Source organism: Pseudonocardia autotrophica (genome assembly GCF_003945385.1).
GTDB lineage: Bacteria > Actinomycetota > Actinomycetes > Mycobacteriales > Pseudonocardiaceae > Pseudonocardia > Pseudonocardia autotrophica.
Genome location: NZ_AP018920.1, coordinates 3,505,509 through 3,526,648 on the forward strand (window position 1 = coordinate 3,505,509; position 21,140 = coordinate 3,526,648).

At 71.8% G+C, this 21,140-nt stretch carries 23 protein-coding genes; 14 read left to right on the plus strand and 9 right to left on the minus strand.

The genetic code is table 11. The features are described 5' to 3' along the window. The first annotated feature begins 129 nt into the window (after nucleotides 1-129). Together Pdca_RS16515 and hisG are read left to right on the plus strand one after the other, a co-directional pair. On the plus strand, nucleotides 130-393 hold the full coding sequence (locus Pdca_RS16515) for a phosphoribosyl-ATP diphosphatase (protein ID WP_179956599.1): 264 nt from the start codon (nucleotides 130-132) through the stop codon (nucleotides 391-393). Nucleotides 394-449: 56 nt separating this feature from the next. After that, entirely contained in the window at nucleotides 450-1,343 is an 894-nt protein-coding gene (hisG, locus tag Pdca_RS16520; protein WP_085912264.1) for an ATP phosphoribosyltransferase, read from the plus strand. Between the two features lie 90 nt (nucleotides 1,344-1,433). On the opposite strand, the gene Pdca_RS16525 is transcribed toward hisG, so the two are convergent. Then, nucleotides 1,434-2,243: a thioesterase family protein gene (locus tag Pdca_RS16525; RefSeq protein WP_085912265.1), complete on the minus strand. Its 810-nt coding sequence runs from the start codon at nucleotides 2,241-2,243 to the stop codon at nucleotides 1,434-1,436. Further along, the gene (locus Pdca_RS16530) at nucleotides 2,240-3,145 is read right to left on the minus strand and encodes a RecB family exonuclease (RefSeq protein ID WP_085912266.1); all 906 of its coding nucleotides are present in this window, start codon (nucleotides 3,143-3,145) and stop codon (nucleotides 2,240-2,242) included. The genes Pdca_RS16525 and Pdca_RS16530 overlap by 4 nt, the downstream gene beginning before the upstream one ends. Before the next feature lie 388 nt (nucleotides 3,146-3,533). On the opposite strand from Pdca_RS16530, the gene Pdca_RS16535 reads away from it, so the two are divergent. The 3 genes from Pdca_RS16535 (at nucleotide 3,534) to Pdca_RS16545 (ending at nucleotide 6,971) form a co-directional block, all read left to right on the plus strand. Beyond that, entirely contained in the window at nucleotides 3,534-4,322 is a 789-nt protein-coding gene (locus tag Pdca_RS16535; RefSeq protein WP_085912268.1) for a tRNA (adenine-N1)-methyltransferase, read from the plus strand. A 239-nt stretch (nucleotides 4,323-4,561) separates the two neighbouring features. Further along, a complete protein-coding gene (gene arc / locus Pdca_RS16540; protein ID WP_085912269.1) occupies nucleotides 4,562-6,382 on the plus strand; it encodes a proteasome ATPase in 1,821 nt (606 codons plus the stop codon). Between the two features lie 190 nt (nucleotides 6,383-6,572). Next, the gene (locus Pdca_RS16545; RefSeq protein ID WP_085912270.1) at nucleotides 6,573-6,971 is read left to right on the plus strand and encodes a VOC family protein; all 399 of its coding nucleotides are present in this window, start codon (nucleotides 6,573-6,575) and stop codon (nucleotides 6,969-6,971) included. Nucleotides 6,972-7,098: 127 nt separating this feature from the next. On the opposite strand, the gene Pdca_RS16550 is transcribed toward Pdca_RS16545, so the two are convergent. From Pdca_RS16550 to Pdca_RS16560, 3 genes are all read right to left on the minus strand, one after another. Further along, nucleotides 7,099-8,850, minus strand: a complete 1,752-nt coding sequence (locus tag Pdca_RS16550; protein WP_085912271.1) for an SLC13 family permease — start codon at nucleotides 8,848-8,850, stop codon at nucleotides 7,099-7,101. Between the two features lie 99 nt (nucleotides 8,851-8,949). After that, nucleotides 8,950-9,723: a helix-turn-helix domain-containing protein gene (locus tag Pdca_RS16555; RefSeq protein WP_085912272.1), complete on the minus strand. Its 774-nt coding sequence runs from the start codon at nucleotides 9,721-9,723 to the stop codon at nucleotides 8,950-8,952. Nucleotides 9,724-9,797: 74 nt separating this feature from the next. Continuing rightward, nucleotides 9,798-10,346, minus strand: coding sequence for a YceI family protein (locus tag Pdca_RS16560; RefSeq protein WP_085912273.1), 549 nt, complete (start codon nucleotides 10,344-10,346; stop codon nucleotides 9,798-9,800). A gap of 111 nt (nucleotides 10,347-10,457) precedes the next feature. On the opposite strand from Pdca_RS16560, the gene Pdca_RS16565 reads away from it, so the two are divergent. Next, nucleotides 10,458-10,976 (plus strand): MarR family winged helix-turn-helix transcriptional regulator, encoded by a 519-nt coding sequence (locus Pdca_RS16565; RefSeq protein ID WP_085912274.1) that lies wholly within the window; start codon nucleotides 10,458-10,460, stop codon nucleotides 10,974-10,976. Nucleotides 10,977-10,985: 9 nt separating this feature from the next. After that, on the plus strand, nucleotides 10,986-12,389 hold the full coding sequence (gene lpdA / locus Pdca_RS16570; protein WP_085912275.1) for a dihydrolipoyl dehydrogenase: 1,404 nt from the start codon (nucleotides 10,986-10,988) through the stop codon (nucleotides 12,387-12,389). A gap of 70 nt (nucleotides 12,390-12,459) precedes the next feature. Here the strand turns inward: lpdA and Pdca_RS16575 are convergent, their stop codons facing one another. Next, nucleotides 12,460-12,657 (minus strand): hypothetical protein, encoded by a 198-nt coding sequence (locus tag Pdca_RS16575; protein ID WP_085912276.1) that lies wholly within the window; start codon nucleotides 12,655-12,657, stop codon nucleotides 12,460-12,462. 192 nt (nucleotides 12,658-12,849) lie between these two features. Continuing rightward, entirely contained in the window at nucleotides 12,850-13,407 is a 558-nt protein-coding gene (locus Pdca_RS16580; protein ID WP_085912277.1) for an NUDIX hydrolase, read from the minus strand. A gap of 122 nt (nucleotides 13,408-13,529) precedes the next feature. Between Pdca_RS16580 and dop the strand changes: the two genes are divergently transcribed. From dop to Pdca_RS16605, 5 genes are all read left to right on the plus strand, one after another. Continuing rightward, nucleotides 13,530-15,038: a depupylase/deamidase Dop gene (gene dop / locus Pdca_RS16585; RefSeq protein ID WP_085912352.1), complete on the plus strand. Its 1,509-nt coding sequence runs from the start codon at nucleotides 13,530-13,532 to the stop codon at nucleotides 15,036-15,038. A gap of 188 nt (nucleotides 15,039-15,226) precedes the next feature. Beyond that, nucleotides 15,227-15,424: a ubiquitin-like protein Pup gene (locus Pdca_RS16590; protein ID WP_085912278.1), complete on the plus strand. Its 198-nt coding sequence runs from the start codon at nucleotides 15,227-15,229 to the stop codon at nucleotides 15,422-15,424. Between the two features lie 165 nt (nucleotides 15,425-15,589). Then, entirely contained in the window at nucleotides 15,590-16,480 is an 891-nt protein-coding gene (prcB, locus tag Pdca_RS16595; protein ID WP_085912279.1) for a proteasome subunit beta, read from the plus strand. Between the two features lie 52 nt (nucleotides 16,481-16,532). After that, on the plus strand, nucleotides 16,533-17,348 hold the full coding sequence (gene prcA, locus Pdca_RS16600; RefSeq protein WP_085912280.1) for a proteasome subunit alpha: 816 nt from the start codon (nucleotides 16,533-16,535) through the stop codon (nucleotides 17,346-17,348). A 50-nt stretch (nucleotides 17,349-17,398) separates the two neighbouring features. Further along, the gene (locus Pdca_RS16605) at nucleotides 17,399-17,848 is read left to right on the plus strand and encodes an SRPBCC family protein (RefSeq protein ID WP_085912281.1); all 450 of its coding nucleotides are present in this window, start codon (nucleotides 17,399-17,401) and stop codon (nucleotides 17,846-17,848) included. Between the two features lie 11 nt (nucleotides 17,849-17,859). On the opposite strand, the gene Pdca_RS16610 is transcribed toward Pdca_RS16605, so the two are convergent. Beyond that, nucleotides 17,860-18,555, minus strand: coding sequence for an SgcJ/EcaC family oxidoreductase (locus tag Pdca_RS16610; RefSeq protein ID WP_085912282.1), 696 nt, complete (start codon nucleotides 18,553-18,555; stop codon nucleotides 17,860-17,862). An 81-nt stretch (nucleotides 18,556-18,636) separates the two neighbouring features. Between Pdca_RS16610 and Pdca_RS16615 the strand changes: the two genes are divergently transcribed. Together Pdca_RS16615 and Pdca_RS16620 are read left to right on the plus strand one after the other, a co-directional pair. Then, entirely contained in the window at nucleotides 18,637-19,086 is a 450-nt protein-coding gene (locus Pdca_RS16615) for a MarR family winged helix-turn-helix transcriptional regulator (protein ID WP_085912283.1), read from the plus strand. A gap of 28 nt (nucleotides 19,087-19,114) precedes the next feature. Beyond that, the gene (locus Pdca_RS16620; protein ID WP_085912284.1) at nucleotides 19,115-20,140 is read left to right on the plus strand and encodes an LLM class flavin-dependent oxidoreductase; all 1,026 of its coding nucleotides are present in this window, start codon (nucleotides 19,115-19,117) and stop codon (nucleotides 20,138-20,140) included. On the opposite strand, the gene Pdca_RS16625 is transcribed toward Pdca_RS16620, so the two are convergent. Next, nucleotides 20,109-21,110 carry a LysR family transcriptional regulator gene (locus Pdca_RS16625; protein WP_085912285.1) on the minus strand — a complete coding sequence of 334 codons (1,002 nt, stop codon included), beginning with the start codon at nucleotides 21,108-21,110 and terminating at the stop codon, nucleotides 20,109-20,111. The genes Pdca_RS16620 and Pdca_RS16625 overlap by 32 nt on opposite strands. Between the last annotated feature and the right edge of the window lie 30 nt (nucleotides 21,111-21,140).

Consider the following 21,140-nt stretch of genomic DNA (forward strand, 5'->3'; position numbering starts at 1 on the left):
CTGCGCCGATTGGTCACACCGGGTGAACCATCCGGCGCGGTGTGTTGCCCGCATGGCTCCGCACCCCGGGTACCCGCCGGAACGATCGGCCGCACCCTTCACACTTGACGTGGAAAGGGGTCGATGCACGTGAAGACATTCGACGAGCTGTTCGCCGAGCTGCAGACGAGAGCCCGGGAGCGGCCGTCCGGGTCGGGCACCGTCGCGGCGCTGGACGCCGGGGTGCACGCCCAGGGCAAGAAGGTGCTCGAGGAGGCCGGCGAGGTGTGGATCGCCGCCGAGTACCAGGGCGACGACGAGCTCGCGGAGGAGATCTCACAGCTGCTGTACCGGCTGCAAGTGATCATGATCCAGCGCGGGCTCACCCTCGAGGACGTCTACAAGCATCTCTAGGGCCTGAGCCCCGACCACCAGCACTTGTCAGCACCGACGATTCTCAGGAGAGCGTCATGCTCCGCGTGGCACTGCCGAACAAGGGCACCCTGGCCGAGCCCGCCGCGACGATGATGCGCGAGGCCGGGTACCGCCAGCGGACCGACTCGCGCGATCTCAGCGTGGTCGACGAGGAGAACGAGATCGAGTTCTTCTACTTGCGGCCCAAGGACATCGCAACCTACGTCGGCAAGGGCGACCTGCACCTGGGGGTCACCGGCTTCGACCTGATGGAGGAGTCCGGCAGCCAGACCCAGGAGCTGCTCGCACTGGGCTTCGGCCGTTCCCGGTTCCACTTCGCCGGCCCGGCCGACAGCGACTGGAAGCTCGAGGACCTGGACGGGCGCAAGATCGCCACGTCGTACCCGCGGCTGGTCCGGTCGTTCCTGTCCGGCAAGCGGATCGGCGCCGAGATCGTGAAGCTCGACGGCGCCGTGGAGATCTCCATCCAGCTCGGTCTGGCCGACGCGATCGCCGACGTCGTCTCGTCCGGCCGGACACTGCGCCAGCACGGGCTGCAGGTCATCGGGGAGCCGATCGCGACGTCGCAGGCCACCCTGATCGAGCGCGAGAAGCGCCCGGACCGGGTGGAGAACAGTGAGACCACCGGCACCAAGCGGGTCTTCGCCGACCGGCTGCAGGGCGTCGTGCTGGCCCGCGAGTACCTGATGATGGACTTCGACTGCCCCGAGACACTGCTTCCCGACGTCGAGAAGGTCGCTCCCGGGCTGCAGGCACCCACCGTGTCCCCGCTGCGGAAGGCCGGCTGGGTCGCGGTCCGGACGATGGTCCCGGCCAAGGACACCAACCGGGTGATGGACACGCTGGCCCGGATCGGCGCCACCGCGATCCTGACCTCGGAGATCCGGAGTTGCCGCGCCATGTCGGTGAACGGGCACGGCTCCGGCTGAGCCCACGCCCACGACGTCCGCCCCCACCCCGGCGGCCCGCACCGGAGGACTCCGTCCCCGGCTGCGGGCCGCCGGTGTGCGTCCGTCAGGTCAGCGCGCGCGCACGGTGAGCGCCTGCGCGATCCGGCCCACCTGCCCGTGCTCGTCGAACAGGGTGGCCGAGCAGGTGCCCAGCCCGTCCGGCCCGACGACGGTGGCCGCGTCGGCGCCGAACCATTCGCCCTCCGGCGCCCGGTGCAGGTGCACGGTGAGCTCGGTGTTGACGAACAGCCACTCCCGCACGTCCAGCGGTGCCGCCAGCCCGTTGGCGCAGTCCGCGGCCACCATCAGCCGCTCCAGGGCGTCCGGCTCCTCACCGGCGACGAGCGGCACCCGCATCCGGATCCAGCCGCGACCCGGACCACGGCGCTCGAGCCCGCCGCCGTCGAGCCAGGACCACTCGACGGCGTCCAGGAACCCGGGCAGCCAGCCCTCCGGCCGGTCGAGACCGACCACACCGGCCGCCGGACCGGGCATCGGCTCGACCGTGCCCTGCGCGACCGCCGCGGTGTCGCCGGCGGCGAGCCGCCACGCCCTGGCACGCAGGACGTCGCGATCGCCGGCCCGCATGGTGGCCGACAGCAGCTCGATCGTGCGCCCGGGCCGCTCCACCTGCGCGTCGACCGTGATCGGGCCGGCCGGCACGGTGCCGAGCACCTCGACGGTGACCCGGGCGATCCGGCGGGGCGCGTCGTCCCGGGCGGGCAGCAGCCGCATGGCGCGGGTGAGCAGCGCCGACGGCGGGCCCATGTGCTGGGCGTCGGCGAACCACGGTCCGGTGGTCGACGAGGTGGCCTCGAACCCGGCCGGGTCGGTCCGTTCGCCGGTGCGGCGGTAGAAGGGATCCACGACGGTGATCATGCCTCGGCGGCGGGCGGCGCACCGCCGGTGGGCCAGCCCGGGTAGGGCGGTGGTACGCCGCCCCAGGCGGGGCAGCGTTCGCGGTGGTCACAGGTCCGGCAGGCCGAGCCCCGGTTCGGCTGGAAGTCACCGGTCGGCGCGGCCCGCCCGATGGCCGCCCACAGTGCGTCGAGAAGCCTGCCGAAGCGGTGCAGCTCTGCCTCGTCGGGCCGGTAGGTCAGCACGGTGCGGTCGGCCAGGTAGAGCATCCGCAGCTCCTCCGGCATCCGGCCGCGGGCCAGCAGCACCGCCAGTGCGTAGAACTTCAGCTGGAACAGCACCGGCCCCTCGAAGCCCGCTCCGGGCGTCGCACCGGTCTTGTAGTCGATCACCCGGAGGCTGCCGTCCGGGGCCTCGTCGAGCCGGTCGAGGATGCCGCGCAGCGGGACCGGCCCGCCCGGGGCGGCGAGCTCGGTCTCGATCCGGCTCTCGACGGCGGTGGCCGGGACCGCTGCCGGATCCTCCAGGGTGAAGTAGGCGTCGAGCAGCGCCGCCGCCGAGTCCAGCCACACCGCCTGCTCCTGTGCCCCGTCGAACAGGGTGGACGTCTCCGGCCACGCCGCGGCCAGCTCGTCCCAGCAGGGGCCCAGGAGCTCCCGCGCGGCGCCGAGGGTCCGCTGCTCGGGGGGCCGGCTGAACAGCGCCTCCAGCACCGCGTGCACCAGCGTGCCGCGTACCTGCGCCCGGCTCGGCGGCTCGGGCAGCCGGTCGACCGCGCGGAAGCGGTACAACAGCGGGCAGCGCCGGAAGTCCGCCGCCCGGGACGGCGAGAGCGCCGGTGACCGGCGGGCCGTGCCGCTGGTGGTGCCGGCGTCCGTGCCCGCATCACCGGCCGGTGCGGGATCGGGGAGCGGGGCGGTCACGGGCGGAGGCTAACCCGGCCCCCCGACGGTTCCGGCGGCCAGTGCCCGACCCCGGCTCCGGGCGCGGGCCCGGGCGTGGATAGCGTCGTCGCCCGTGCCCGACCCCGTTCCGACCGATCTGCCCGACGCCGGTACCGGTGCCACCGACAGCGAGGGTGTTGCCGCTGCTGCCGAGACGGCCGGTGGTTCCGCGGCAGCCGTGCCCACCGCGGCCGGCGAGGCCGATGGCCCTGCTTCCGACGACGCTGCTTCCGATCACGCTGCTTCCGATGACGCTGCTTCCGACGAGACCATCCCTTCCGGCAGCACCGCGGCCGCTTCGGGCACAGCCGCTGAGGCGGGCCGGGGGTCGCGCCGCCGGGGCGGGCCGTTCGTCCCGGGCGACCGGGTGCAGCTGACCGACCCGAAGGGCCGGCACTACACGGTGGTGCTGGAGTCCGGCGGGTCGTACCACACCCATCGCGGCCAGATCGCCCACGACGACCTGATCGGCGCCCCGGAGGGCAGCCTGGTCCACTCCGCGGCGAACACCCCCTACCTGGCGCTGCGCCCGCGGCTGGCCGACTACGTGCTCTCGATGCCGCGGGGGGCCCAGGTCATCTACCCGAAGGACTCCGCGCAGATCCTGATGTGGGGCGACGTGTTCCCGGGAGCGCGGGTGCTGGAGGCCGGCGCCGGGTCCGGCGCGCTCACCTGCTCGCTGCTGCAGGCGGTCGGTCCGACCGGCCGGGTGATCTCCTACGAGGTGCGCGACGACCACGCCCCGCACGCCGTGCAGAACGTCGAGACGTTCTTCGGGCACCGCCCGCCGAACTGGGACCTCACGGTCGGTGACGTCCGCGCGCACCGGGGCGAGGTGGACCGTGTCGTGCTGGACATGCTCTCGCCGTGGGAGGTGCTCGACACGGTCCGCGAGAGCCTGGTCCCCGGCGGGATCCTGGTCGGCTACGTGGCGACCACGACGCAGCTCTCGGTGCTCACGGAACGCTTGCGCGACATGCAGTGCTGGACCGAGCCGGAGGCCTGGGAGGCGATGGTCCGGCCGTGGCACGTGGTCGGCCTGGCCGTCCGGCCGGAGCACCGGATGATCGCCCACACCGCGTTCCTGGTGACTTCGCGACGGCTTGCCGACGGGGTCACTCCGCCGCGGCAGCAGCGCCGTCCGACGGGCCGCTGACACCCCCTTCCGGATCAGCCGGTTGGACCGTAAGGGTGTACGGCTGCGGGGCGGCGCGCCCGGCGCGGAACAAGAACTTCACAAAGTCCCATCCGTGTGGACGTGGCGGTGACGGGCAGGAAGCCGCAGAGTGACGTCATGGTGCCGACCGGCTGAGGCCCGGATCACCGGTTCGACGCACCGCCGCGGTATCCCCGCCCGGGGTACCGTGGTTGAACGGAACACGGAGGGAGGCTGCCGTGAACCACCCCTACGACGACGGTCCCGGCAGGCATGAATTCCAGGCTGGTCGCGACCTCAGCCCGGCTGAGGCCGTAGAACAGATCCGTCATCTCGAGAGCGAGATCGCGACGCTGCGCCAGCGGCTGAGCGAGACCCCCCGGCACGCCCGAGTGCTGGAACAGCGTCTGGCGGAGACCACGAGCAGGCTCTCCGCACTGAACGCCCGCAACGAGAAGCTCACCGAGACCCTCAAGGAGGCGCGGGGGCAGCTCGTGGCGCTCCGCGAGGAGGTCGACCGGCTGGCCCAGCCACCGTCCGGTTACGGCGTGTTCCTCGCCCGCTACGACGACGACACGGTGGACGTGTTCACCTCCGGTCGCCGGATGCGGGTCCCGGTGTCGCCTGCGGTCGAGGCGACCGAGCTGCGCAGCGGCCAGTCGCTGAGGCTGAACGAGGCGCTCACCGTGGTCGAGGCGATGGGCTTCGAGCAGGTCGGTGACCTGTACTCGCTGCGCGAGATCGTCTCCAAACCCGGTGCCGACGGCTCGGCGGGCCGCGGCCTGGTGATCGGGCACTCCGACGAGGAGCGGGTGGTGTGGCTCGCCGCACCGCTGTTCGACCTCGGTCAGGAGGAGGGCACCAGTCCGCTCAAGTCCGGTGACCACCTCATGGTCGACTCGCGGGCGGGCTACGCCTACGAACGGGTCGCCAAGGCCGAGGTCGAGGACCTCGTCCTGGAAGAGGTCCCGGACATCTCCTACTCCGACATCGGTGGTCTGTCCCGGCAGATCGAGCAGATCCAGGACGCGGTCGAGCTGCCGTTCCTGCACACCGAGCTGTTCACCCAGTACGAGCTGCGCCCGCCCAAGGGCGTGCTGCTCTACGGTCCGCCCGGCTGCGGCAAGACGCTCATCGCCAAGGCGGTCGCCAACTCGCTGGCGAAGAAGATCGCCAAGCAGCGCGGAGACAACCCGGACGAGGGGCGGGCGTTCTTCCTCAACATCAAGGGCCCTGAGCTGCTCAACAAGTTCGTCGGCGAGACCGAGCGGCACATCCGGCTGATCTTCCAGCGGGCCAGGGAGAAGGCCAGCGCCGGCACCCCGGTGATCGTGTTCTTCGACGAGATGGACTCGATCTTCCGGACCCGTGGCTCGGGTGTGTCCTCGGACGTCGAGACGACGATCGTCCCCCAGCTCCTCGCCGAGATCGACGGCGTCGAGGGCCTGGAGAACGTCATCGTGATCGGCGCCTCGAACCGCGAGGACATGATCGACCCGGCGATCCTGCGGCCGGGCCGGCTGGACGTGAAGATCAAGATCGAGCGTCCGGACGCCGAGGGCGCACAGGACATCTTCTCCAAGTACCTCACCGAGACGCTGCCCATCCACGCCGACGACGTCGCCGAGTTCGGCGGCAGCCGCAAGGCCTGCGTGGACGGGATGATCCAGCGGATCACCGAGCGGATGTACGACGAGTCCGAGGAGAACCGGTTCCTGGAGGTCACCTACGCCAACGGTGACAAGGAGACCCTCTACTTCAAGGACTTCAACTCCGGCGCGATGATCCAGAACATCGTCGACCGGGCGAAGAAGTCCGCGATCAAGTCGGTGCTCGAGTCCGGCCAGCCGGGCCTGCGGGTCCAGCACCTGCTGGACGCGATCGTCGACGAGTTCGCCGAGAACGAGGACCTTCCCAACACCACCAACCCGGACGACTGGGCCCGGATCTCGGGCAAGAAGGGCGAGCGGATCGTCTACATCCGCACGCTGGTCACCGGGAAGAACGAGGCCACCGGTCGCGCGATCGACACCGCGTCGAACACCGGCCAGTACCTGTAGGCACCGCACCATCGGAGACGGGCCCCGCCGCACCCTGCGGCGGGGCCCGCTCGCGTCGTGCGGTGCCCGGCGCTCCCGCACCCGCGGAGGAGCCGGCACACCCGCTGCGGGAGGCGCGACGCCGGTGACGGCGCGGCGGTGTCCGATCCGTTCACGACCGGCCGCAGGCCGCGGCCCTAGCCTCGGCGGCATGAGCGAATCGATCGGCGCCGAACTCGACATGATCGGCATCGTGGTGACGGACATGCCCCGTGCCCTGGCCTTCTACCGGCTGCTCGGGCTCGACTTCCCGGAGGACGCACCGGACTCCCCGCACGTGGAGACGACACTGCGCGGCGGGTTGCGGCTGGCCCTGGACCTGCAGTCGATGGTGGAGGGCTTCCATCCGGGGGCCGCCCCGACCGGCGAGGGCCGGATGGGCCTGGCGTTCAAGCTCCCGAGCGCCGACGCCGTCGACGCCGCCTGGAAGCGGGTCACCGACGCCGGCTACGGCTCGGTACTGGAACCGTTCGACGCGCCGTGGGGCCAGCGGTACGCCACGGTCCGCGACCCCGACGGCACCTCGATGGACCTGTTCGCCTGGGCCTGAGCCGGCCTGACCTGACCCGGCCTGACCTGACCCGGCCTGACCCGACCCGACCCGACCCGGCCTGACCTGGCCTGAGCCGACCCGACCGGGGCTGACCTGACCTGGCCGGGTCTGGCCGGCGACCGGTCTAGAACTCCAGTCCGAGCGCCCACCCGCCGAGCAGGTAGACGGTCGAGGAGATGACCACGATCCCGACCACGTTGACGGCGAGGCCACCGCGGGCCATCTGGCCGATCGTCACCACACCGGAGCTGAACACGATCGCGTTCGGTGGGGTGCCGACCGGCAGCATGAAGGTGCAGGTGGTGGCCAGCGCGGCGGGCACCAGCAGGGTCAGTGGATCGGCCCCGATGCCGAGCGCCGCTGCGCCGAGCACCGGGATGATGGTGGCCGCGGTGGCGGTGTTGCTGGTCAGCTCGGTCAGCGCCAGCACCAGGATCACGACGGCGATCATCAGCGCCACCGTCGGCAGCGCCCCGAGCGCCTCGACGCTGCTGCCGATGTAGTTGTCCAGCCCGCTCGACGAGATCCCGCCGGCCAGGCTCAGCCCCCCGCCGAAGAGCAGCAGGACACCCCACGGGAGGCCCTTCTGGGCGTCGTCCCAGTTCAGCAGCATCCGGTACGGGGGAGGGGTCGCGGTGTCGCCGGGCTCGTCCGCCTGGTCGGGCGGGGTGGTGGCCGCTGGGAGCAGGAACAGTGCGATGCCCGCGGCGACCGCGATCGTGGAGTCGCTGAGCTCGCCGAGCCAGGGCAGGGCGGCGTCGACGGCGTCGATCTCGGTGACCAGGCCGGGCACGATCCACATCGTGGCGGCACCGGCGAACACCGCGAGCACCCGCTTCTCGGCGGTGCTGACCGGGCCCATCCCGCGCAGCTGTTCGGCGATCATCTCCCGGCCGCCGGGAACCTCGGTGAGCGTCGTCCGGAACAGCACGCGGGTGATCAGCAGCCAGGTCAGCAGGATGAACACCGCCGACAGCGGCACGCCGAGCATCATCCAGTCCAGGAAGGTGATCGTGATGTCGAGCTCGTCGGAGAGGTAGGCGGCGAGCATCGCGTTGGGCACCGTGGCGACCAGCGAGCCCAGACCACCGATCGACGACGACCAGGCGACGGCGAGCATCAGCCCGATCCCGAACGTCCGCACCCCGGGATCGCGGATGGTGTCCGACAGCGGAGTGCCCGCGGCCGGCCGCTCGCCGCTGCAGCGCTCGGCGACCAGCGCCAGCACCGACAGCGCGATCGGCAGCATCATCAGCGCGACGGCCGTGTTCGACACCCACAGCGCGAGGAAGCCGCAGGCGATCATCATCCCGAGCACGATCCGGTTCGGGGTGGTCCCGACGGTGCGCAGCGTGAGCAGGGCGATCCGCCGGTGCAGGTGCCACTTCTGCATCGCGATGGCGATCAGGAAGCCGCCGAGGAACAGGAACACGATCGGATCGGCGTAGCGCTCGGTCGCCTCGCGGACCGTTCCGACGCCGAGCAGCGGGAACGCGACGATCGGGATCAGCGCGGTCGCCGGCAACGGGATCGCCTCGGTGATCCACCAGGTGGCCATGAGCACACCGACGGCGGCGACGTTGCGGGCGTCCGGTTCGAGGGTGTCGGAGAGCCCCAGCAGCAGCCAGGCCAGTCCGGCCAGGCCCACCCCGAGCCCGCGGTAGGCCCAGGCGGTCCGGGGGCTGCGGCCGCTGTTGCCGCCGCCGCTGCTGCCGCTGCCGCCGCCGCTGCCGCTGCCGCTGCCGCTGCCGCTGCCGCTGCCGCTGCCGCTGCCGCTGCCGCCGCTGCTGTCGGTGTCGCGGTGGCTGCCGGTGTCGCTGCAGCTGTCGGTGTCCGTGTCGCTGTCGCGGTGGCTCTCGGCACCGGCCGTGGCCATGAACGTCCTCCTCGGTCGACTCCGGATCGTCGCCGCGGCTCGCGCGTGCCGGACCCGGAATTCGGTCGCGGTCATGACGGCGGCGTGCGGCGCCGGAACCTACCCGATAAGCGAAGTTCGTTCTGACCCGCACTGATTGTCGGGTTCAACGACCCGGACCGGCCGGCCCGCCAGCTCGCCGGGGGACACCCCGGCCAGCGCCCGGACCTCGCGGGACAGGTGCGGCTGGTCGGCGTACCCGGCGCGGACGGCGACCTCAGCCGGTGGGACGCCGTCGAACAGCAGCGCGCCGGCGGCGCGGAAGCGCAGCACCCGGCGGACCACCGACGGGCCGTAGCCCAGCGTGCCGACACAGCGCCGGTGCAGCGTCCGCACCGTGATGCCGAGCCGATCCGCGACCTCCGCGGCCGGCATCCCACGGCCCAGCGCCCGCACAGCACCCCCGGGCAGTGCCGCCACCCGCAGCCGCCGCCCACCCAACCCCGGCAGCGCGCCGAGGGGCACAGGGGAGTCGCCGAGGCCGTCCCCGACAGCTCTCAGGTACCGCTCGACGAGCCCGACGCCGGGGGTGCGGGGGAGGAGCTCGGCGAGCGGGACGCGGTGGTCGCGCAGGGCGTCCGCGGGGACGCCGAGCAGCGGGGGCAGGGCGCCGGGCCGGAAACGCAGGCCGGTGGTCGTCGTCCCCGGTGCGGTGCGGGCCAGGTGGGCGGTCGTGTCCGGCCCGGCGACGATCACCCGGTCGTCGAGCAGGATGAGGTCCATGCAGCCGTCGGGCAGCACCCGCTGGTCGCGCGGGACGTCGGTGCTCGCCTGCCAGGCGCACTCGATCGTCCATGCGAGCGGCCCCGCGGGTACGAACTCCCGATAGCTCACGGTCGCCGAGCCTACGACGCACCGGAGCCCCGGTCCGCGCGACGCGGACCGGGGCTCCCGGGGTGCGGTGGAACTCAGGCGGCCCGCAGGACGGCCTGGATCTCCAGCTCGACGGTCACCTTCTCGCTCACCACGACGCCGCCGCCGTCCATCGGCAGCGCGATGTCGACGCCGAAGTCGGAGCGGTTGATGCTGGTGGTGGCGGTGAAGCCGGCGCGGGTGCCGCCGTAGGGGTCCGGGCCGAAGCCGTTCACCTCGAGTGCCAGCTCGACCGGCTTCGTGACACCCTTGATGGTGAGGTCGCCGTTGAGGACCAGGTCGTCACCCTTGGCCACGATCCCGGTCGAGGTGAAGGTCCACGTCGGGTGCTTCTCGACCTCGAAGAAGTCGGCGGACTTGATGTGCCCGTCGCGCTGCTCGTTGCCGGTGCTCAGGGAGGTCACGTCGATGGTCGCGGTGACGCTCGAGTTCTCGATCGAGTCGCCGGTGACGAGCTCCCCGCTCAGCTGCTCGAAGCGGCCGCGGACCTTGCTGACCATCATGTGCCGGACGACGAACGACACGTCGCTGTGCACCGCGTCGATGTCCCAGGTGCCTGCGACGTAGTTGGGGATGCTGGTCATGAGGAACGCCTCCGATGTGCTGGGGTACCGCAGATTCATAGTTGAACTCTCACTTGTTGAGGGCGATACTAGGACCAACAAGATGAGCGCTCAACAATTCCGGAGGGTGACGTGGAGCACACGCGCTGGCTCGACGACGAGGAGCAGCGGACCTGGCGGGCCTTCCTGGCGACGCAGCGACTGGTCCTGGAGCACGTCGAGCGTCGCCTGCAATCGAACGCCGGGATGCCGCAGGCCTACTACGAGATCCTGGTCCGGCTCTCCGAGGCGCCCGGCCGGACCCTCCGGATGAGCGTGCTCGCCGAGTCCTCGTGGTCGTCGCGCAGCCGCCTGTCCCATGCGGTGGCCCGGATGGAGGAGGCCGGCTGGGTCGTCCGCCGGTCCTGTCCCACCGATCGCCGCGGCCAGCTGGCCGAGCTGACCGACGAGGGGTTCGAGGTGCTGCGCACCGCCGCACCCGATCACGTCGAGAGCGTGCGGGAAGCACTGTTCGACGGGCTCACCCCGGCCCAGCAGGCCGGGCTCCGGGAGGCCTGCGAGACGGTGGTGGAGCACCTGTCCGGCGCCGGGCAGTGGCCGGTGACCGGTGACGCAGGACCGGACGGCCCCGGCGCGGCCCGCGCATCCTAGGCTGGGCGCATGCCTCATTTCGACGTCGTCGTGCTCGGAGCCGGACCCGGTGGATACGTGGCGGCCATTCGTGCCGCCCAGCTCGGCCGCAGTGTGGCGGTGATCGAGGAGAAGTACTGGGGCGGGGTGTGCCTGAACGTGGGCTGCATCCCGTCCAAAGCGCTGCTGCGCAACGCCGAGATCGCCCACATCGTCACCAAGGAGCAGAAGACCTTCGGGCTCTCCGGCGACGTCACGTTCGACTTCGGTGTCGCCTTCGACCGCAGCCGGACCGTCGCGGACGGCCGGGTCAAGGGCGTGCACTTCCTGATGAAGAAGAACAAGATCACCGAGATCGACGGGTTCGGCCGGTTCACCAAGCCGGGCGAGATCGAGGTCGATCTCTCGAAGGGCGGTTCGGACACCGTCACCTACGACGACGTGATCATCGCCTCCGGGTCGACGGTGAAGCTGCTGCCGGGCACCGAGCTGTCCGAGCGGGTGGTGACCTACGAGGAGCAGATCCTCACCCGTGAGCTGCCGAACAGCGTCGTCATCGCCGGCGCCGGGGCGATCGGGGTCGAGTTCGCCTACGTGCTGGCCAATTACGGCGTCGACGTCACCATCGTCGAGTACCTGGACCGGCTGCTCCCGCTCGAGGACGCCGACGTGTCCAAGGAGCTGCTCAAGCGCTACAAGAAGCTGGGCGTGACCGTCCGCACGTCGACCAAGGTGGAGTCGATCACCGACGACGGCAACGGCGTCACGGTCACCGTCTCCGACGCCAAGGGCACCCAGGAGCTGCGCGCCGACAAGGTCGTCCAGGCCATCGGCTTCGCCCCCCGGGTGGACGGCTTCGGCCTCGAGAAGCTGGGCGTCGAGCTGACCGAGCGCGGCGCCATCGCGATCGACGACCGGATGCGCACCAACGTCGAGCACGTCTACGCGATCGGCGACGTCACCGCCAAGCTGATGCTGGCGCACGTGGCGGAGGCCCAGGGCATCGTGGCCTCGGAGACCCTCGCGGGCGCCGAGACCCAGGAGCTCGACTACAAGATGATGCCGCGGGCGACGTTCTGCTCGCCGCAGGTCGCGAGCTTCGGGTACACCCAGGCCGAGGCCGAGCAGCTCGCCGACGAGAAGGGCTGGAAGGTCAAGGTCGCCCAGTTCCCGTACACGGCGAACGGCAAGGCGCAGGGCATGGCCGAGCCGAACGGCTTCGTCAAGCTGATCTCCGACGACACCCACGGCGAGCTGCTCGGTGGGCACATCATCGGTGCCGAGGCCACCGAGCTGCTGCCCGAGCTGACGCTGGCCCAGAAGTGGGACCTGACCGTCCACGAGATGGCCCGCAACGTGCACGCCCACCCGACCCTGTCGGAGGGCCTGCAGGAGGCGATCCACGGCCTGGCCGGCCACATGATCAACCTCTGACGCGGCGAACGCGGTGCCGTCGGGCCCGTACCCCACCCGGGGTGCGGGCCCGAGGTCCGTCCGGTCCCGTTCAGTCGGTGCGGCGGTCCGGTTCGCGGCCCGCGGTGTGCTCGCGGCGGGCGGCCGGCCGGTCGGCCTCGCGCTTCTTCTCCTGGCGCTCCGCCGCGAGGGCGGCCTCGACCGCGGCCTGCACGGCGGCGGTGTTGACATCGGGATCGATCAGCCGGGCGGCGGCGAGGGACCGGGCCGAGACCGAGATGCTGACCATGGCGGACTCCAGTGTGCTGCGTGGGTGCTGGTGGTGGGTACCGGTGCGCGGTGCTGCCGGTCGAGTCGGTGGCGGAGACCCCACGCTGGGCCCTCCCCGTCCGGTCGTCGCGCGACCCGCCGGGTATTGACCGATCCAGTGACCGGTGTGGGTGACGGAGGTTACCTGGTGGTAAACGCGCAGGCGGGAACCCTAACCGACGTCGCCGTCGAGCCAGCGCCGGGTGATCCAGAAGCCGTCGGGGGCCCACGGGTACTCCGGTGAGCCGAGCCGGGCACGCAGCTCGTCGAGGGTCCACCAGGCGCCCTCGGCGACCTCGGACGCCTGATGGACGACCGGCCCGTCGGAGAAGACCTGGTAGGCGTGCATGTGTGCCCGCAGGCCGTGCGGGCCGGTGCCGGGGCCGGTGTCGATGCCCAGTGCGGAGGCGTCGAAGGCCAGCACGAACAGCGGTCGCAGCGCGACGCCGGTGATGCCGAGTTCCTCGGCCAGCTCGCGGGCCGCGCCCGCGTCCGGCGCCTCGCCCTCCCCGAGCACGCCGCCCGCCCAGCAGCCCCACCGGCCGGCCATGATCATCTTTGTGTCGGTGCGGCGATGCACGTAGATCCGCTCGCCGTCGGTGCTGCGCAGGGCGACGGCGGTGCTGGCGTGCCACAGCGACCGCGCGTAGACCTCACCCCGCTCGGCGGCGCCGGTGGGCCTGCCCTCGGCGTCGAAGAGCGTCAGGCGTTCGCGTGCGGGGTCGGTCACGACCGCGATGATCGGACAGTGGTCGACTCGGCAGCGCGGCGGGGTCGCGCCGGGCCCGGTGACGGTTAGGCTCGGATGATGCAGTCTCGTGCAGGGAGCCGGATGTGACGGCACGGCGGATCATGGGGACCGAGGTCGAGTACGGCATCGCGGTGCCGGGCGACCCGACCGCGAACCCGGTGGTGACCTCCACCCAGGTGGTGCTGGCCTACGCCGCCGCCGCGGACGTCCCGCGCAACCGGCGGGCACGCTGGGACTACGAGGTCGAGTCGCCGCTGCGCGACGCCCGCGGGTTCGACCTGTCGGCGCCGTCGCTGGCGCCCCAGCTCGACACCGACCTCGACGATCTCGGCGCGGCCAACGTCATCCTGACCAACGGCGCCCGGTTCTACGTCGACCACGCGCACCCGGAGTTCGCCACCCCCGAGGTGCTGACCCCGCGCGACGTCGTGATCTGGGACAAGGCCGGCGAGCGGATCATGCTCGAGGCGGCGAACCGGGCGGCGACCGTGCCGGGCGCACCCCGGATGCAGCTCTACAAGAACAACGTCGACGGCAAGGGCGCCAGCTACGGGTCGCACGAGAACTACCTGATGGCCCGGACCACGACGTTCCCCTCGATCGTCACCGGGCTCACCCCGTTCTTCGTGTCCCGCCAGGTGGTCTGCGGCTCCGGGCGGGTCGGGCTGGGCCAGCAGGGTGACGATCCCGGATATCAGCTGGCGCAGCGCTCGGACTACATCGAGGTCGAGGTCGGCCTGGAGACCACGCTCAAGCGCGGCATCATCAACACCCGCGACGAGCCGCACGCCGACGCCGACAAGTACCGCAGACTGCACGTCATCATCGGTGACGCGAACCTCTCCGAGATCGCGACGCTGCTCAAGGTCGGCACCACGGCGCTGGTGCTCGACATGATCGAGCACGGCCGCTCGTTCGAGGATCTGCGGCTGGCCGAGCCGGTGAAGTCGGTGTCCCGGATCAGCCACGACCCGACCCTGCGGCAGACCGTTCCACTGGCCGACGGCCAGAAGCTGACCGGGCTGAACCTGCAGGAGGAGTACCTGACCCGTGCGGTCGCCTACCTGGAGGAGATCGTCGGCAACCAGCGGTCGGACTGGGACCCGGACACCCGCGAGGTCGTCGAGGAGTGGGAGTCGGTGCTGACCGACCTGGCCCGCGACCCGATGCTCACCGCGGACCGGCTGGACTGGACGGCGAAGCTCAAACTGCTCGAGGCCTACCGTGAGCGGGACGGCCTGACGTGGGCGTCCGGCCGGCTGGGCATGGTCGACCTGCAGTACTCCGACGTCCGGCTGGCCAAGGGCCTCTACAACCGGCTGGTGACCAGGGGCTCGATGCGCAGGCTGGTCTCCGAGGAGCAGGTGATGGCGGCGATGACGGAGCCGCCGGAGGACACCCGGGCGTACTTCCGGGGTACCTGTATGAGCCGTTACCCGGCGGAGGTGGCCGCCGCGTCCTGGGACTCGGTGATCTTCGACCTGGGTCGCGAGTCGCTGGTGCGGATCCCGACGCTGGAGCCGCTGCGGGGCACCCGCAAGCACGTCGGGGAGCTGTTCGACGCGGTGTCCAGCGCCGAGGAGCTGGTGGACAAGCTCACAGCGCACTGACGCCGTCCGGGCGACGCACCATCGCGCAACAGGCGATTTTGTCGGTGCCGATCGGTAGGGTGAGTACATACCGGATGCGGTCCGGCACACCGGTGATTTCCGAGCCGGTGGGTCGAGCCGGTGGTCGAGTGGGTGATGGTGGCCGGATCCGGTGGGTCTCGACCGGCTCAGTGCGAGGAGGAGACGTCATGTCGCAGGAGCAGACGAAGCGCCAGGGCGGTGGCGACGGCGACGACGAGTCCGCGGAGGGCGCCTCCGGATCCGGGCAGGAGCGCCGCGAGAAGCTCGGCGAGGACGTGGACACCATCCTCGACGAGATCGACGACGTCCTGGAGGAGAACGCGGAGGACTTCGTCCGGTCCTACGTCCAGAAGGGCGGCGAGTGACCCGACGGCGCCGCGCCGGCTGACCGGCGTCGCGCGGGCGCCCCGCCCGTTCCCGTACTACCGTCCCGGCCGGGTCCGCATCAGCGGGCCCGGCCGTGCCGGAACCCCCGCCGCCGGGCGGGGTGTCCGGCGCACGCAGCTCGAACGAGAGGCACGTACCCGAAGATGGAGTTCCGGCCGTCGGTCACACCCGGGATCGTGCCCGGGCGCCACACAGGTCAGCTCGGCACCTTCCTCACCGGATCCGAGTCGTTCGCGGATTTCGTCGGGGCCACGGCACCGCACCTGTTGCCGGGCGCCGGGATCGCGGCGTCGCCCGCGCACGGCGGGAACGCCGCCGACGCGCTCGGCGTGCCGCACGGCACCACGATCATCGCTCTGACCTACGCCGGTGGCGTGGTCATCGCCGGTGACCGGCGCGCGACCTCGGGCAACGTGATCGCCCAGCGCGACATCGAGAAGGTCTTCGTCACCGACGAGCACTCGGCCGTCGGGATCGCCGGCTCGGCCGGGATCGCGCTGGAGATGGTCCGGCTGTTCAGCGTCGACCTGGAGAACTACGAGAAGCTCGAGGGCGTCCCGCTCTCGCTCGACGGCAAGGCGAACCGGCTGGCCGGGATGGTCCGGCAGAACCTGGGCGCGGCGATGCAGGGCTTCGTCGTGGTCCCGCTGTTCGCCGGGTACGACACCGACATCGCCGACCCGGCCAGGGCCGGTCGCATCGTCACCTTCGACCCGACCGGCGGCCGGTACGACGAGAACCTCGGCTTCCACGCGGTCGGCTCCGGCTCGATCTTCGCGAAGTCGTCGCTGAAGAAGCTGCACGACCCGGCCGCGGATCTCGCGGGCGCGGTACGGACGGCGATCGAGGCGCTCTACGACGCCGCCGACGACGACACCGCGACCGGCGGCCCGGACACGGTCCGCCGGATCTACCCGGTGGTCGTCGGGATCGACGCCGACGGGGCGACCCGCCGCGGCGAGGACGAGATCGCCGATGTCGTCGAGCAGGTCATCGCCGGGCGCACCGAGCGCCCCGGCGGGCCCTCCCGCTGACCCGCGTCCCCCCGCCGCCGCCCGCACCGCACGAGCCACTGGAGCGCTCCCCATGACGATGCCGTTCTACTCCTCCGTCGACCAGCTGCTGCGCGACCGCTCGGAGCTCGCCCGCAAGGGGATCGCCCGCGGGCGCAGCGTGGTCGTGCTGACCTATGCCGGGGGCGTGCTGTTCGTCGCCGAGAACCGCGGCACGTCGCTGCGCAAGGTCTCCGAGATCTACGACCGGATCGGCTTCGCCGCGGTCGGCCGGTACAACGAGTTCGAGAACCTGCGTACCGGGGGCATCCGGATGGCCGACTACCGCGGCTTCACCTACGACCGGCGTGACGTGACCGGCCGGATGCTGGCCAACGCCTACGCGCAGGCGCTGGGCACGGCGTTCGTCGAGCAGCAGAAGCCGTTCGAGGTGGAGCTGTGCGTCGCCGAGGTGGGGGAGCGGCCGGACGGTGACCAGCTCTACCGGATCACCTACGACGGCTCGATCACCGACGAGCCGCGGTTCGTGGTGATGGGCGGCCAGACCGAGCCGATCTCGACGAAGCTGAGCGAGACCTACGAGGCCGGCCTGGAGCTGGAGGCGGCGATCGCCGTCGCGCTCGGCGGTCTGCAGGTGCCGGGCGCCGATCCGGCGTCGGGCGGCAACGGCAGCAACGCCCAGCCCCGGGTGCTCGGGGCGGACGCGCTGGAGATCGCGGTCCTCGACCGGTCCCGGGCGCGCCGTACCTTCCGCCGGATCGAGCGTGACGCGCTGGCCGGGCTGCTCCCCGCAGCGAACCGCGGGACCCAGGATTCGGACCCCGACGTCGCCGGTGGTGACGACGCCGCGGCCGCGGAGGGCGCGCTGGACGAGGGCGGCGACTCCTGACCCGGTTCTCCGCCACCACCGAGTCGGAGGCGGTCGTCACCGCGGACCGGATGGCGGTGTGGCGGGTGCTGACCGATCCGCGGCTGCTGCCGAAGCTGACCCCGCTGCTCAGCCGGATCGACGCGACCGAGGACGACGACGGCATCTGGTGGCGCTGGCACCTGGTGCAGATCGCCGTACTCGGGGTCGGCATCAAGCCGGTGTTCACCGAGCGGATGACCTTCACCGAGGGCAAGCGGATCGAGTTCACGCACACCCCACCACCGGGGGTGACCGAGTGGGCGGGCGCCGAGGGCCACTATGCGCTCACCGACGCCGAGCCCGGTGCCGACGGGGCGCCCGCCACCCACCTGGAGATCTCGCTGTCGCTGCACGTCGACATGCCGCTGTCCCGGCTGGCGGCGCCGGTCGTGACCCGCACGATGCAGACGACGATGGACATGACCGGCGACCGGTTCTCGGCCAACCTGCTCCGGCACCTGCACGCCCGCGAGCGGTGATCCCGCGGGGCTCACCGCTCCGCGATCGGCCGCGACCCGGGATCGACCAGGAACTGGATGCGTTCCATCAGCGCGTTCCGCTTCGTGTTGTGGAACGACGCGATCCGCCACCGCTCGCCGTCCCGGACGACCGTGTAGGTCTGCACCTTGCCGGGGGCGCGCGGCGGATCGGCGCCCTCGTACGTGTCGCCCCGGGTCGAGACGACGGCGACGTCGGGATGCACGAACCGTACCGACAGGTACGAGTCGGTCAGCCGGGTCCCGGCGAGGACGCCGCCGAACAGCGCCCGATGGCCCTCGACGATGTCCTCCCGGCCGGCGTAGTGCGTGCCGATCCAGCTGGTGTAGGTGGCGTCGGCGGTGAAGGCCGCACCGTAGGCGTCGGCGTCCCCGGCGTTCCAGGCCGCGGTGAGCGCGCCGATCGCCGAACACACCGCCACATGCTCGGCGCCGCCCGCGAGGGCGGGTCCGGTCACCGGTGCGGTGCCACAGTCGGGCACTCCGGTGGCGGTGGGTGTGGAGGTCGCAGAGATCCAGGTGTACGTGCCGAGGCCCAGGGCGGCGACGACCGCGACGGTGATCGCGGCCGCGCGCAGCCGGCGCCCTCCGGCACCCGGCGCTCTTCCGGATGGCACCGAGGCCGCACCGGAACGAACCTTCTCGGCGGCGGAGGTGTCGACGTGCTGGGGCGGGGCGGATCGGGTCATGACTCTCCAATCGATTGCGTGTGTGCAATAATTGCTTACACGCAGAGCTTGCATAAGCGCAAGTAAATCTCGGGAGGCGCGATGAGCGATGAGCACGACCCGGCGACCTATCGTCGCTATCTCGCCGCCGTCGTCCGGTTCCACCTGCATGCGGCCGAGCGGTCCGGAATCGGGTCGACCGACTACCAGGCGGCGAGCCTGCTGGAGCTGGACGGTCCGACGACCACCGGAGCCCTCGGCGGGCGGCTCGGGCTGACGGCGGGCTCGGCGACCCGGGTGGTGGATCGCCTGGTGGCCGCGGGGCTGGCCCGGCGGGTCGCCGATCCGGACGATCGGCGGCGGGTGCTGGTCGAGCACACCGGCGTGCTGCCGGACGGGCTGGCCGCGCTGCTGGACCGGGTCCGCGCGCCGCTGGGGGAGCTGCTGGCCGGGCTCCCGGCGCCGGAGCGGGCCGGGATCGAGCGGTACCTGACGGTGGCCGAACGCGTGTACCGCGAGGCGCTCGACGGGCGGGATGCGACCCTGGAATGATTGAAGCATCAACTACGTTGGGCGGTACATGAGCGAGATCGAGTTCGGACTGGACACCTTCGGCGACGTCCCGACGGACGACCAGGGTGTGCTGCTCCCGCATCCACAGGCGATCCGACAGGTGGTCGACGAGGTGGTGCTGGCCGACCAGGCCGGCGTCGACGTCGTCGCACTGGGGGAGCACCACCGCCCCGAGTACTCGATCTCCACGCCGGAGACCGTGCTCGCCGGGATCGCCAGCCGGACCTCCCGGATCCGGCTGTCCTCCGGCGTGACGGTGCTGAGCTCCGACGACCCGGTACGGGTGTACCAGCGGTTCGCCACACTCGACGCGCTGTCCGACGGCCGCGCCGAGGTGATCGTCGGGCGCGGGTCGTTCACCGAGTCGTTCCCGCTGTTCGGCTACGACATGAGCGACTACGAGGTGCTGTTCGACGAGAAGCTGGACCTGTTCGTCAAGCTCCTCGACGAGAAGCCCGTCACCTGGCAGGGCACCACCCGGGCCGGGCTGGACTCCGTCGAGGTGTTCCCGAAGGCGGGCCGCCGGATTCCGGTCTGGGTCGGCGTCGGCGGCTCCCCGGAGTCGGTCGTCCGCACCGCCCACCACGACCTGGGCCTGATGCTGGCCATCATCGGCGGCCCGCCCGAGCGGTTCGCACCGTACGTGGATCTCTACCACCGTGCGGTCGAGCAGTTCGGGAACCCGGCGCGCCCGGTCGGTATGCACGCACCCGGCTTCGTCGCGGCCACCGACGAGGAGGCCCGCGAGGTCTTCTACCCGCCGTACAAGGCGCAGATGGATCTGATCGGGGCCCAGCGCGGCTGGCCGCCGATGGCCCGGGAGCGGTTCGAGGCCGAGATCGAGCAGGGCGCGCTGCACGTGGGGTCCCCGGAGACGGTGGCCCGCAAGATCGCCGACTCGGTGCGCGCGGTCGGCGCCGAGCGCTTCGATCTCATCTACACCGTCGGGCCGCAGCCGGTGTCGGCACGGCGCAAGGCCGTGGAGCTCTACGGGACGCAGGTCATCCCGAAGGTCCGGGAGCTGCTGGCCTGATCCGGGCTGTGTCTGTGTCTGTGTCTCTGTCTCTGCCCCCGGACCCGGATCCCGGGTCCGGGGCGGCGGCGACCGCTCGTCCGGCCGCTGTCCGCAGCGCGGTGCCGAGCGCACGCAACGGGGGCAGCGCCGCGTCCTGCTCGCGGGTGGCCAGTACCAGGGACCGCCCGATCGCCGGGGTGCAGGACAGGAACCGCACCCCGTCCGGCGGCGGGGTCACGGCGACCCCGGGCACCACCGCGACCGCCAGCCCGGCCCGCACCAGCGCGAGCTGGGTGGTGAAGTCCGCGAACAGGTAGCGGATCTCGGGCTCGACGTCGTTCGCCCGCAGCAGCTGCACCAGCGCCTCGTAGGGCTCGGTGCCGGCCGGGCTGGACGCCCACACCTCACCGGCCAGCTCGCCCAGCGGCGCCGGATCGCGATCGGCGACCCGGTGCCCCTGCGGGACGGCGAGCAGTACCGGCTCGGTGACCAGCGTCGTCACCCGGACGCCCGGCGGGAGCCGGGCCGGGTGGTGCGTCCAGCTCTCCAGCAGCACCGCGTCCAGGTCGCGGGAGCGCAGCGCGGGCAGCAGATCGACCACCTCGCCGTCCTGCACGGTCGGGATCAGACGCGGGTGCTCGGCCGCCAGCGCGCCGAGGACCTCGGGGAGCAGCGCGCGCAACGCGGAGGCGACCGAACCGATCCGCAGCGGCCCGGCCACCTCGTCCTGCAGAGCGGCCAGATCGCGTTCGGCGTCGGCGACCGCACCGGCGATCGACGCCGCGTGCCCGGCGAGGACATGCCCGGCCGCGGTCAGCCGGATGCCCCGGCCGTCCGGCTCCACCAGACGGGTACCGGCCTCCCGCTCCAGCCTGCGCAGCTGCTGGGTGACGGCCGGGCCGGTGATGTGCAGTGCGGCGGCCGCCCCGCCGACCGAACCGTGCTCGGCGACGACGGCGAACACCCGGAGCCGGTCCCACGTGATCACAGCCCGAGTCTAAATCACAGCTAAGCAGTA